The sequence below is a fragment of the Longispora sp. NPDC051575 genome, from assembly GCF_040681875.1.
Classification (GTDB): Bacteria; Actinomycetota; Actinomycetes; order Mycobacteriales; family Micromonosporaceae; genus Longispora.
In genome coordinates this window covers 171,388-183,741 of record NZ_JBFAZP010000013.1, presented here as the reverse complement: position 1 = coordinate 183,741, position 12,354 = coordinate 171,388, and the positions used below count along the sequence as shown (strand labels likewise).

The window sequence follows — 12,354 nt, the reverse complement described above, 5'->3', positions numbered from 1 at the left end:
GATTGCGAGGTTGCCATGGCAAGCCGTGGCTACGTCGGGCTTCTTCGCCCCGACGGCACCGCACTACTGCGGTACGTGCACCACGACGCGACCCTCGACTACCTACCGCTGGCGCTCGCCCGCCTGTGGTGGACCCTCGGCCAGAACGCCGACGCGACCGCACAGGCCGTCCTCGCCCACGACTGGGCCGCCATCGACCCCACCGCCACACCCGACGACGTCTGGGGCGACCAGACCCTGATCCCCGGAGTCGGCCGGGCCATCCCGCCTATGACCGCCGAGCCCATCACCTACTTGCCCGGCTGCGACGAGATCCTGCACGGCCAGTACCTGTTCCTGCTGGCCCCGGAGCGCCCCGGGGTTCTCCTGATCGCCGACACCAGCATCCAGCGACTGGCCGACGCCCCCGTGTTCGACCTCGCCGTGGGCGAACACGTCCAGATCATCTGACGTGACGCGGCGGGGCCAGAACCGCTCCGCGACCATCGCGACCAGCTCATCGACCACCTGCCGCACCCCGCCCCGTCCATCGGGGGCGCTTGCCATCTCCGCGTCCTAACTCTTCTTCCCTCCGCCGGTAGGCCGTCCGCGTTCGCGGGCGGCCTACCGGCGTTTTAACGGACCCCTCGTACGGAAGGCACCACCTTGATCACCATCACCCACACCCCCGAAGACGGCACGACCCTGACCGGCTCCCGCAAAGGAGACGGCGCGTTCGACCTGGTCAAGCCGTTCGGGTTCCGTTTCCACCGTCAGGTCGGGATCTACATTCGCGGCTCGCGGGACAAGGCCCCGCGCAGGTACGCGATCGACGGCGCGGCCGAGGCCCTGCGCGCGGCCGGTTTCCAGGTCGATGTCTCCGTCGATGAGGGATGGCGTCCGGCGGCAGTCCGCGAGGAAGCCCGTACCGAGCGCGCCGTCGAGCGCGCCGAACGACTCGATCAAGCCGCGTCGCGGGCGGTGGATGAGCGCGACACCCATCAGTGGCGTGCCGACCGGGTGTTCAACATGATTCCCCCGGGACAGCCCCGGCTGGTCGGACACCACTCCTACCGCGCGGACACAGCCCGGCGCGAGAAGGCCCTCGCGAGCCAGGACCGGGCCATCGACGCCGACAAGCGCGCCGACCACCTGGCCGGGCGAGCCGACGGGGTCCGCGCTCACGCCGCCCGGAAGGAGAACTCGCGGGTCATCATGCGCCGGATCGAGCGGTTGCAGGCGGACCTGCGGCGCGAGGAGCGCGAGTTGGCAGAGGCCGAGAAGGTCGGCGCGTCCGACAACTACTTCCAGCGGGTCCAGGGCCGGGTCGAGCAACTGACCGAGGACATCGCCCATCAGGAGAGCAAGCTCGCCGAGCGCGCGGCGGCGGGCGAGTTCGTGGCCTGGAGCGCAGACAACCTCGCCAAGGGGGATCTGGTGCAGGTGAGCGGGTTCGGCTGGTACCGGATCACGCGGGTGAACAAGAAGTCGGTGAGCCTGGACAGCACGAGCTGGCCGACGAAGGCCCCGTGGGATGAGATCTACGGCCGGCGCCGTGACGGGATGCAGCTCGACACCCCGAACGGCCGGCCGTGGCCGGTGCAGACCGCCCGCGACGTCGCCCGCTGGCAGGGACTCGCCCACTCCGCCAAGCTGCCCAGCGGCGACGAGTGGGACCGCCGGTACGTCGCCTACGCCCGGCGCCTCGTGCACGGCCTGGACATCGGTGCCGCTGACGCGGAGGTCACCGCGTTCTGGCCCACCGGCAAGGACGACGCCGCAGTCGATGACCGCCGCCGGCTGGCCGTGGAGTACCTGGCGGTGTTCGACCGGTTGAAGGCCGGCGAGCGGGTGCCCGACATCGCCGCTTCCCTCGCGCCGGATGTGGTCGAGCCGGTGTGGCGGATGCCGGACGGTGAGCCAGAGACCGTGCGCTCGGACCGGGTACGGGTGGGCGATGTCGTGGCCGGGGTGTGGGAGAACGACCACAAGACGATCTACACCACCTTCTGCGGCCCGGTCGCCGCCGTCACCCCGCTCAAGAGCGAGGACTACCGGACCTGGACCCGGGTCACCCTCACCGACGGGACCAGCAAGGACATGACCACCTCCACATGGCTGTCCGCCCACCGGCTCACGAGCACCGCCCCGTGACCGGGACCAGGGGCCGGGCCCGAGGGCCAGGGAGGTGACGGTGGGCCTCGTGGCGGACGCGGCGGTCGGCTACGCCGCCGCCGGGATCCCCGTCGTTCCGCTGCACACCCCCGAGCAGGGGGTGTGCTCGTGCCGAACGGGGCCGGGCTGCCCGTCGCCGGGCAAGCACCCCCGGCTGCGGCACGGCCTGCGCGATGCTTCCGCCGACCCGGGGCAGGTCGCCGCGTGGTGGCGGCGGTGGCCGGACGCGAACGTCGGGCTGGTGACCGGGAGCGTGCTGGACGTGTGTGACGCGGACACCGGTGCGGGCCTCGCGACGGTCCTCGACGTTCTCGACGTCATCCGCCCGGACGGGCCGGTGGTGCGCACCGGGCAGGGCTGGCACCTGTGGTTCGCCCCGAGCGGGCTGCCGTCGCGGGTCGGGTTCGTCCTCAACGTCGACTGGCGGGGGCAGGGCGGTCTCGTCGTGGCCCCGCCGTCGGTACACGCGACCGGTGCCCGGTACACGTTCACCCAGCCGTTCCGGCACGGCCTTCCGCTACCGGAGCCCCCGGACCGGCTGCGTGAGCTGGTGCTGCACCGACCCGCAGCACAGGTCGACGTCTGGACGCCTGCGGTGTCGGGGATCGGGGACGTGGACGCCTACGGGCTGGCGGCACTTGACGGCGAGGTACGCCGTGTCCGGGACGCGCCGCGCCCGCTCTACCGCGACGGGCGGCGGGTGAGGGCCGGCGGCAGGAACGACGCGCTCAACATCGCCGCGTTCAAGCTCGGACAGCTCTCCGAGCGCACCGGCCTGGACCGCCACGTCGTGTGGCCGGCACTGACCGACGCCGCCCGCGCGGCGGGACTCGGCCAGGCCGAGGCCGGGCGGACCATCGCGTCAGGATGGCGGGCAGGGCTTCGCCATCCCCGCCGCTCCGGGCCCTGACACGTCCGGGTGCAGGAACAGTGCTGCCGGAGGGTGCCGGCACCGACGGCAGGCACCTCCAGCAGATAGGCAGGCATCGGGGCGGCCGGAGATCCCGGCCGCCCCTGCACGCACGACAGGGGAATCGTGATGGATCTCGCGACACCGATCACGGTCCGGCTCCGCGACCTGATCGAGATCCTCCAACGGGAGGCCTCCGTCCTCGACCGCCACGACGCCCGTGGTCTGGCGCTGGTCATCCTGGCGACCACGCCCGACACCGCGCCTGCGGTGAGCAGGACCGCGCTGGAGGAGACGCGTCTCCTCGACGAGCAGGCGCCCAACCAGTAAGACCCCCGCCCCGAGGAAGCACCGGCGCGGGGAGAGGGGCGTCGTGTCCGGCGCCCCGTCCGTCGGCGACAACCGCAGCGGCTGTGGCCTCGGACCACTCTCCGTGCCGGCCCCGGGGCCGGCACGGACACGCTGCGTCGGTGGCGCCTGCGGCGACCGCACTGCCGTGATCGGCCAGGGCGTCGAGCGGAAGGCCGAACATTTCCGGGCAGGTCAGGGGTGGTGCGGCCCTGCCCAGGCCGGAGTTCGGATGCATCCAGGGCGTGTGGTTCCGCTCTGAAGGGACTTAGTTCAGCCCACCGGGCGCGGGGCCCTGCAAGCCCGCGCAAAAGCATCTTGGCGAGCAGGCTCGCTGCGCTCGCCGCCAAGATCCTTTTGCGCTGTTGGGCTTGCGGCCCCACACCCCGGCGGGCTCTGAACGGCCCCGTCAACGCGGCACCCACCGCCCGGATCACCGATCCGGCACCGGGCGAACGGGCCGCTCCTCAACCCCTGACGGGAGCCCCATCATGCTGTTCGACTTCAAGTTCGAAGGCAACCTCGCCGACAACCCGGAACTGCGGTTCACCCCGAGCGGCAAGGCCGTGTGCAACCTGCGCGTCGCGCACAACACCCGCCGCTTCGACAAGGCCAAGAACGAGTGGGCCGACGGCCCGACCGTCTGGATCAACGTGTCCTGCTGGGAGAAGCTCGCCGAGCGCGTCGCCGAAGGACTCCGCCGCGGCGACACCGTCCTCGTCGAGGGCCGCAACGACCTCACCGCGCGGGCCTACATGTCCAAGGAAGACGAGAAGCCCGCCGCGTCCCTCCAGGTCACCGCCGCCAACGTGCACCTCAGCTTCCGGTTCCGGCCCGCCGTCTCCCAGGCGCCCCTGCCGCAGCACAGCTCGGCCAGCGGTTTCACCAACGACGAGCCCCCCTTCTAGATCCCCCCGCCCGGGTCGGGCCGCCGCAGCGCGGCCCGACCCGGTGCCCCGCTCACCGTTTCCGGATCTAGCAAGGAGCACGTCGTGTTGTTCAACGTCACCATCGAAGGCCGCCTGACCACCTCGCCCGAGCAGGGCACCACCCGCAACGGCCGCGAGTACACCCAGTTCGAGATGGCCCACCGCGAGTTCTGCAAGAACGGCAACCAGCCATCCGACGCCTCGCACTTCGAGGTCCTGTGCTGGGGAGACCTCGCCGCCCGGGTCCGTGGCCTGCGTCGCGGGGATCTCGTCACCGTCGAGGCCGGCAAACTCCTCGCCTACGTCGACCACGACCGCCGCCCCGGAGAGTCCGGCTACGCCACCCACGAGCGGTGCGGCCAGCCGGTACTCAAACTGTGGGCCCGCAACGTCAGCGTCTCGATGCGCTTCGACGACGCCTACGCCGGCAGCCGGCCCGCCCGCCAGCGGCGCGGCGATGTCGTCACCACCCCGGACGGCGAGCAGTACGCCGCCGAGGTCTACCCCGAGATCGTCGCCGACCTCCAGCTCGTCCACCACACCCGCTGACCGGTGGCGGGCTGCCACTTCCCCGGCAGCCCGCCACCCCGAACCCCGAAGGCCATGCCGTGATCACCCGCCGCCACCTCCTCGCCGCCGCCCTCGCGCTACCGACCGCCATCGCCAGCCTCGCGAACTCCCCGGTCTGCTGCACGTTCACCGACCCGGACCTGCACGACATCGGCTGCCCGGTCGGCCTTGCCCGCGCCTGCGAGGACTGCGAAGCACGGCCCGGCGAGGACTGCACCGTCTTCTGCCCCGGGAACCTGCGCTAACGGCGCTCGGGCATCCAAGGCACGGGGTCTTGGCCCGAGGGGCGGGCGTCTACCAGGGGTGCGGCCAGCCCAGCGGGCGCACGCCTGTGCGTTCCCACTCGGCCAGGAACGCCTCAGTCTTCTCCGCCGTGGCGATGCCCTTGGCCTCAGCGCCGTACTTGCGTCCCAGGTACCGGGCGCCCGCCGCTCTGCCCCGCAACGCGGTCATCTCCTGTGCGTCGGCCAGTCCCCGCCCGTTCCACCGGCGCGGGTGCAGCAGGTACCGCTGCGCCTTCAGGTCCAACCCCAGGAGCGCCCAGCTCGCCATGCCCACCACGAGCGCCAACACCACCACGAGCACGAGCACGAACCTCAGCCAAGCCACCACGACACCCATCATGCCAGCTCAGCGGCACCCCCACCGGCTCCCCACCTCAGGCCCGGTTCCCACAGGTCCCCCTCTCGGGGTCGGGCGGGCCGTCCGCCCGCCAGCGGAGCCTGTCGGTCGGCGGGGTGTTCGCGTGGCCTTCGCGCCGTCCGCCTCCGCGTCGCCTGCGGTCGGCGCCGGTCGGGACGGCGGGCAGGCCGGGCCGGTGCTGGCTGCGGGCTCTCGCGGGCCTCGCGGCGGCCGGGCCGTCTCGCGGCCGGTGCGCGGCTGCCCGCGTCGATCTCGCCAGACCCGTCCTCGCCGGGCAAGCCACCGCGAAAACAGTCTTGGCCCGTCGCTGCGCTCCGGCCGCTGCGCTTCCAAGATCTTTTCTGCGGTTCGGCTGGCCCGTCAGCGGCCATGGGCCTGGCAGCTCATCCGCCGTCAGCGCGGCACCCGGCCCACGAGCCGGCGCACCGGCCGCACCGCGCAACCCGCAGAAGGAGCCCGCCATGAGCCAGCACAACAACCCGGTCCGCTACCGCCGCACCGGCACCGGCACCAAGCCCGCAGGCAGCCGCTACGTCCTGGCCGGCCAGAAGGACCACTACGACTGGAACTCCGCCGCCGACCTCGCCGAGTACTACACCGTCGTCAACTACAGCCGCCGCTAGCCCGACCCGCCGCACGGGGCCGGACCCACTCGGGTCCGGCCCCTCACCGCGTGCTCGCCGCTGACGACGGCGGCCCGGCGGCGAACTCGCGTTCGCCGCCGGGCCGCGTCGGGCGCTGCCGGTGGGATCAGCCTCCCGGCACCGCCCCCGCCCGCGCCATCGCCGCGCGGACGCCACTGACCGGCAGCCCGGTCATCTCCGCGATCTCCACGACCGGCTCGCCGAGCGCTCGCAGCCGCGACACCGACGCGTCCGCCTCACCGGCGTAGGCCACCGCCACCACCTCGGCCTCCGACACGATCCGCTCCGCCCGCTCCCGAGCCTCGCCCCGCACCTTCTCGGCCCTGCCGATCCGGTCGAAGAACACCCCGACCGCCTCCGCCACGTCCTTCTCGTGCGCCAGACGCTTCGCCTCCCGCAGCGCCCGCACCTCCGACGCCTTCCGCGCCGCAGAACGATTAACACCAGCACCATTCATTCGCTTAGCCATGACACAGACCGTAGCCGCCGAAAAACAATTCCCGCAAGCCCAGATCCCAAATTCAAGCCAGATTAAAGCAAGTGAAAACAAGCAAATTCCAAAACCCCCGAAAGCCAGCCATACAAGCACCCTGAGCAGCACAAACACCTAGAGCCAAGAGCCCAAGAGATCGCAGACACACCTCTTGCAGATGCTCTTGCCACCGATAAAACCCGCCCGGTACCGTGCTCACACAACGAGCGCCCGAAAAGCAATTCAAGCCCACACGCGGGCACGGAACGCAGGCGCAATTCGGAGTCGGGAATGGGGGTGGTGTGCGCCGTGATGACGTTGAAGAAGCTGACCGCCGGCGACGGCTACACCTACCTCACCCGCCACATCGCCGGCGGCGACGTCGACTGGCAGACCGGCCAGTCCGCGGCCGACTACTACAACGCCCGCGGCAACCCGCCCGGCCGCTGGGGCGGACGCGGCCTCGACCAGCTCGGCCTGTCGGGCACCGTGACCGAGACCCAGATGCGCAACCTATTCGGGGAGGGCCTGCATCCGGAGGCGGAGTCGATCATCGCCGCCTACCTCGCGGCGAACACGAAGCCCGGGATGAGCGACGAGCAGCTCGAAGTGCTGTCGCAGAAGGCCGCCGGGGCCGCCGCCCTCGGCCGGCGGTTCCCGGTGTACGCCACCCTCGACGCCTTCGAGACCCGGGTCGAACGCCAGCTCGCCGTGATCCGCACCGAGACCGGACGTGAGCCCACCCAGGCCGAGGTCGGCAAGACCGGCGCCACCGAGGCACGGCGCGCCCGAGCCGCCGTCGCCGGCTACGACCTGGTGTTCACCCCGCAGAAGAGTCTGGTGCTGCTCTGGGCGCTGGATGAGCGCCAATGGGTCCGCGACGCCGTACTCGACGCCCACGAGCGGGCCCGCGACTCCGCTCTCGCACTCCTGGAGGAGCACGCCGCCTACACCCGGACCGGCGACGTCGGCCAGGCGCAGATCGAGACCCGGGGCCTGATCTACACGGTGTTCGACCACTTCGACTCCCGCGACGGCGACCCGAACCTGCACACCCATGTACCTGTCAGCAACAAGATCTGCGGCGTCGACGGCAAGTGGCGTTCCCTCGACGGATCCGCGCTCTACCGCCTCGCGGTCACGGCTTCGGAGCACTACAACACCCAGGTCGAGCTCCTGGCCACCGAGTCGCTGGGGCTGGAGTTCGGGGTCCGCGCCGACACCGCGCACAAGCGCCACCCGGTCCGTGAGGTGATCGGTCTGCCGGTGGAGTGGATCCGGGGCTTCTCGCAGCGCCGGGCCCAGATCGAGGCCCGCTACGAGCAGCTGATCGTCGACTTCCGCCGCGCGCACGGCCGTGACCCCGAGGGCCGGGCCGCGTTCTCCCTCGCCGAGCGCGCCAACCTCGACACCCGCGGCCCCAAGCCCTCGCCGCGTTCCCTGGCCGAGCTGCGCGCCGAGTGGGCCGACCGGTTCACCGCCGGGCATGGCCGTTCGGCGTGGAAGAAGCTGGCCTCCCTCGTCACCGTCACCGGCCCTGAGCAGCGCCCGGCCCGGTTGTCCACAGCCCTGTCCACAGCCGATATCAGCGCACTCGCCCAGCAGACCGTCGGGCACGCCGAGCAGTCCCGCTCCACCTGGACCGCCTGGAACCTGCGGACCGAGGCCGACCGGATCCTGCGCGACCCGTCGAAGAACCTGTTCCCCGACGGCATCGTCTTCGCCACCCGCGCCGAGCGCGTTCAGGTCCTCGAACGCGTCGTGACCGAGGCCGTGCACACGGTGTGCCTGCCCGTCACCGTCGAACCGGACCTGCGCGAGCCCGCCGCGCTCCGCCGCTCGGACGGCGAATCGGTGTTCACCGCGCACCGGGGCGCCCGGTTCACCAGCCGGGAGATCCTCGACGCCGAACAGCGTCTCCTGCACGCCGCGTCCACCCCCGTCACCACGGGTCTGAACCCCCTGTCGGTGCGGGCCGCTCTCGACGGCTACGAGGCCGTCCACGGCACGACGCTCGACGCCGGCCAGCGGCACATGGTGCTGTCGTTTGCCACCGATGCCCGTCAGATCGCCGTCGGCCTCGGCCCGGCTGGCGCGGGCAAGACCACGACGATGCACGCCTACCAGCACGTGCTCGCCGCCCACGGCGTCCGCCTCATCCCCCTCGCCACGTCGGCGGCGGCAGCCGCCGTCCTGTCGGCGGACCTGGGTGTCGCGGCGGAGAACACGCACAAGTTCGTCTACGAACACCTCCAGCACCAGCAGCCCTCGACCGGCCCGAACAGCTCCGCCGCCCGGCCGCTCGGCGCGTTCTTTCAGGTCGGTCCCGGTGACGTGATCCTCGTCGACGAGGCGGGCCTGGCCGGTACCCGCAACCTCGACACCATCCGCGAGATCGCCGACCGCCACGGCGCCACCATCCGCCTCCTGGGCGATCACCGCCAGCTCGGCGCGGTCGAGTCCGGCGGTGCCCTGCGTCTCCTCGCCCACGAGGCCGGCGCGGTCGAGCTCACCGTCCTGCACCGGTTCACCGACCCGGCCGAGGCCACCGCGACCCTCGCGCTGCGCGACGGCGATAACGCAGCCTTGGACTTCTACGCCGACCACTCCCGGATCCGGGGCGGGTCGGCTGAGGCGATGATCGAGCAGGCGTACAACGCCTGGCAGGCCGACATGAGCACCGGCCAGCGCACCCTCATGCTGGCCTCCACCCTGCACGGCACCACCGCCCTGTCCGCCCGCGCCCGCGCCGACCGCATCGCCGCCGGCCAAGTCGAGGCCGACGGCGCCGACCTGCACGACGGCAACAAGGCCGGACGCGGCGACTGGATCGTCACCCGCGACAACCACCGCCAGCTCACCTGCAACCGGGGCAAGGACTGGGTCCGCAACGGCGACGCCTGGACCGTCACCGCCCGTCACTCCGACGGCTCGCTAAAGGTCCGGCACACCGGGCACGGCGGCACCCTGACCCTGCCCGCCGACTACGTCGCCACCCAGGTCGAGCTGCTGTACGCCACCACCGTCCACCGCGCCCAGGGCGCGACCGTCGACACCACCCACGCACTCGTCACCGACGACATGACCCGCGAGAACCTCTACGTCGCCGCCACCCGAGCCAAGACCAGCACCACCCTGTACGCGGTCACCCACCAGGTCCTGCCCCTGGATGAGGACCAGCGCGTCGACCGCACCACCTACGACCGCCACTCCCGCGCAGCCCGCGAGGTCCTGGAGACCGTCCTCGGGCGCGAGGGCGCGGAACTGTCGGCCACCGAGGCGATCGCCAAGGCCGAGGACGACGCCCGTAGCCTCGCCACGCTCGCGCCCCGACTGCGGTACTCCGCCGAGATCGCCGACGGCGAGCGCCTGCGCGCCCTCGTCTCCGCCGTGCTGCCGGGCGATGCCGCAGTGCTCGCCGCAGACCCCGAGTGGACCACCGCCCAGCGGGCGCTGCGCTCGGTGGAGGCACAGGGCTGGGACCTGAAGCAGGTTCTCGCCGGTACCGCCCGCCGCGGCCCGCTCGCCGACGCCGACAACCCCGCCCGCCTGCTGGCCTGGCGGGTCCGTGACGTCGTCGACGGCCGCACCCCCACCCCCGAACTCGCCCGCCCCAGCACCACTGACGCCGAGCGCTACGCCGCGCTCCTACGCCCGCTCGTCTCCACCGACACCACCTTCGACCCGAACACGGCCACCAGCGCGCCCCGGATACTGAGCACCGACCCGATCACCGGCACCACCGACCACCAGGCCCTCCTCGCGCTCATCATCGGTGACGACGACGCCCAGCGTGCCGCAGCAGAACCCGCGTGGCCCGCACTCACCGCCGCCGTCCGCCGCGCCGAGCACGCCGGCCACGAACCCCTGTCCGCCCTCGCCCAAGCCGTCATGCAGCGCCCCCTCGACGACGCCCGCTCCCTCTCCCAGGTACTCGCCTACCGGCTCGGGCACACCCTCACCGAACAACCGGTACCAGTCACCGAACCCGACTCCGACGCGTGGCGTGCCCTGGCCTGGACCCTCAAGGCCGCCGAGAACAACGGCATCGACGCCAACACCCTGCTCGCCACCGTCCAGCCGGGCGGTGACCTGCATGCCCTCCGCCAGCACGTCCACCACCTCACCGCCCCCGCACCCCAACAGGGCGTCCTCCCGTGGGAGAACCCGCTCCCCCAGCCGACACCCGCCGCGTCCGTCGAGCACCTCACCACCACCGAACAGCACATCGCCGACCGGCTGGCCGACCTCACCCGTCGCGCCGTCGACGGCCAGCCGGCGTGGGTCACCGCGCTCGGTCCGGCCCCGGCGCAGGCCGATGAGTATGCCGTCTGGCACCGCCAGGTCGAGATCGTCGCGGCGTTCCGGGACCAGCACCAGATCACCGTCGACAAGGCCGACCAGCCTCTCGGCGCCTACGTGCCCACCGACTCCGCCATGCACGAGGCGTACCTACGCGCCGCCGACGCCGTACTCACCGCCTACCACCTCGACCTCGAACCCGCAGACCCAGTCAACGCCCGCATCAGCGCCGACGTATTCTCATCGCTCCCCGACGACCAGCGCACCGCCGTCACTCGCGCCACAGCCGAACGCCTCGGCGACACCTGGCTCGGCCCGCTGCACGGCGACGCCGACACCCTGCTCACCGCTCCGGCTTACGCCGCGCACCTGCATCATGAGCTCATCGAGCAGGGCCTACTCGACGCGATCTGCGATCCCAGCCAGACAGTCGACGCGGGCCGCTACGACGACCAGATCATCATCCGCCAGCTCGACACCGGTGCGCCCATGGAACACCAGCTACCGCCCGAACCCGGCATCCAGATCACTTGGTAGTGCCTGTCCAGCGCGAGACCCTAGCGCAACACAGCAATGAGTGCGGCGACGGCTGTAAGCAGTCCCGAGACAGCAGTGACGAGACCAGCTACGACGCTGGTACTTCTGGCTAGTGAACGAAGCCGGGAGCCTCTCGTAGGTAACGCCGAGGTCGATGCGTGTTGGCGCGGAGCAACCTCAGAGCCATCAGCAGCTCCGCCGGTCTCAACATCAGCATGATCCTGCACGAACATGTCTCCTCAACTCCTCGGTTCACCATCCTGGCGAAGCCGCATATTCCATCTATGTTGTGCAAAGGCTGAGCTGAACTCTCGTCATGCTGGGATTGACCGAGTGTTCGCGCCTGCCTCGACGTCTCACTGTGCGGTGCGGATGTCAGGGCCGTCCACTTGCTCTCCCGCATGCTCGTGACGGATCAACCTGCCACTACACCTGTCCCTCTTCTGAGGGAGAATGACCTGCGGAGACAGGTTGATCCGTCGCGACTGAAAGGGCGCACTCGTGCAGCGTGAGGACCGGATCTCTCATCGGATTCGACACCTGGAGGGTCTGCGGGCAGAAGATCAACGCGCCCGAACCGCGCTCGATCTGATCCATCGGGACGGCCTGAAGCCGGGGCGGATCTCGATTGCCAGGACCTTCGCTCGGCTGGAGGAGCCACTACCAGAGGATCTCTACTCCGACCGGCGGCTACCACCGAGGACTCTGCGACCTCCATCCGCTCAGCTAATCCGCTCAAAGGGCGTGGCCCAACAGCTCATGCTGACGCTGATCTTCGAAGCCCAATGTTCTCCGCGCCCGTGGACCCACACAGGTCAGAACACACGTCCACTAGCCCCCACATCG

The 12,354-nt window shown here is 71.2% G+C and carries 11 protein-coding genes; 9 read left to right on the top strand and 2 right to left on the bottom strand.

Going from position 1 to position 12,354, the window contains the following annotated elements; translation table 11 throughout:
- Positions 1–15: 15 nt before the first annotated feature.
- The 7 genes from AB0M43_RS34935 (at position 16) to AB0M43_RS34905 (ending at position 5,156) form a co-directional block, all read left to right on the top strand.
- Positions 16–450, top strand: a complete 435-nt coding sequence (locus AB0M43_RS34935) for a hypothetical protein (RefSeq protein ID WP_363730994.1) — start codon at positions 16–18, stop codon at positions 448–450.
- Between the two features lie 195 nt (positions 451–645).
- Positions 646–2,133, top strand: a complete 1,488-nt coding sequence (locus AB0M43_RS34930) for a DUF3560 domain-containing protein (protein WP_363730992.1) — start codon at positions 646–648, stop codon at positions 2,131–2,133.
- 40 nt (positions 2,134–2,173) lie between these two features.
- Positions 2,174–3,064, top strand: a complete 891-nt coding sequence (locus tag AB0M43_RS34925) for a bifunctional DNA primase/polymerase (protein ID WP_363730989.1) — start codon at positions 2,174–2,176, stop codon at positions 3,062–3,064.
- Between the two features lie 129 nt (positions 3,065–3,193).
- The gene (locus AB0M43_RS34920; RefSeq protein WP_363730987.1) at positions 3,194–3,394 is read left to right on the top strand and encodes a hypothetical protein; all 201 of its coding nucleotides are present in this window, start codon (positions 3,194–3,196) and stop codon (positions 3,392–3,394) included.
- A 509-nt stretch (positions 3,395–3,903) separates the two neighbouring features.
- On the top strand, positions 3,904–4,320 hold the full coding sequence (gene ssb, locus AB0M43_RS34915; RefSeq protein ID WP_363730984.1) for a single-stranded DNA-binding protein: 417 nt from the start codon (positions 3,904–3,906) through the stop codon (positions 4,318–4,320).
- 84 nt (positions 4,321–4,404) lie between these two features.
- Positions 4,405–4,890, top strand: coding sequence for a single-stranded DNA-binding protein (locus AB0M43_RS34910; protein WP_363730981.1), 486 nt, complete (start codon positions 4,405–4,407; stop codon positions 4,888–4,890).
- Between the two features lie 59 nt (positions 4,891–4,949).
- Positions 4,950–5,156, top strand: coding sequence for a hypothetical protein (locus tag AB0M43_RS34905; RefSeq protein ID WP_363730978.1), 207 nt, complete (start codon positions 4,950–4,952; stop codon positions 5,154–5,156).
- 49 nt (positions 5,157–5,205) lie between these two features.
- Here the strand turns inward: AB0M43_RS34905 and AB0M43_RS34900 are convergent, their stop codons facing one another.
- A complete protein-coding gene (locus tag AB0M43_RS34900) occupies positions 5,206–5,523 on the bottom strand; it encodes a hypothetical protein (RefSeq protein WP_363730975.1) in 318 nt (105 codons plus the stop codon).
- 491 nt (positions 5,524–6,014) lie between these two features.
- Between AB0M43_RS34900 and AB0M43_RS34895 the strand changes: the two genes are divergently transcribed.
- The gene (locus tag AB0M43_RS34895; protein ID WP_363730973.1) at positions 6,015–6,176 is read left to right on the top strand and encodes a hypothetical protein; all 162 of its coding nucleotides are present in this window, start codon (positions 6,015–6,017) and stop codon (positions 6,174–6,176) included.
- 127 nt (positions 6,177–6,303) lie between these two features.
- On the opposite strand, the gene AB0M43_RS34890 is transcribed toward AB0M43_RS34895, so the two are convergent.
- Complete coding sequence (locus AB0M43_RS34890; RefSeq protein ID WP_363730971.1) at positions 6,304–6,666, bottom strand: hypothetical protein; 363 nt, start codon at positions 6,664–6,666, stop codon at positions 6,304–6,306.
- A 315-nt stretch (positions 6,667–6,981) separates the two neighbouring features.
- Between AB0M43_RS34890 and mobF the strand changes: the two genes are divergently transcribed.
- Entirely contained in the window at positions 6,982–11,508 is a 4,527-nt protein-coding gene (gene mobF, locus AB0M43_RS34885) for a MobF family relaxase (protein ID WP_363730968.1), read from the top strand.
- Positions 11,509–12,354 lie beyond the last annotated feature (846 nt).

What these genes read in the sequence shown, in the direction of transcription:
- AB0M43_RS34935 (WP_363730994.1), top strand. Translation starts at nt 16, where the DNA reads ATGGCAAGCCGTGGCTACGTCGGGCTTCTTCGCCCCGACGGCACCGCA.
- AB0M43_RS34920 (WP_363730987.1), top strand. Translation starts at nt 3,194, where the DNA reads ATGGATCTCGCGACACCGATCACGGTCCGGCTCCGCGACCTGATCGAG.
- ssb (WP_363730984.1), top strand. Translation starts at nt 3,904, where the DNA reads ATGCTGTTCGACTTCAAGTTCGAAGGCAACCTCGCCGACAACCCGGAA.
- AB0M43_RS34895 (WP_363730973.1), top strand. Translation starts at nt 6,015, where the DNA reads ATGAGCCAGCACAACAACCCGGTCCGCTACCGCCGCACCGGCACCGGC.
- AB0M43_RS34890 (WP_363730971.1), bottom strand. Translation starts at nt 6,666, where the DNA reads ATGGCTAAGCGAATGAATGGTGCTGGTGTTAATCGTTCTGCGGCGCGG.
- mobF (WP_363730968.1), top strand. Translation starts at nt 6,982, where the DNA reads ATGACGTTGAAGAAGCTGACCGCCGGCGACGGCTACACCTACCTCACC.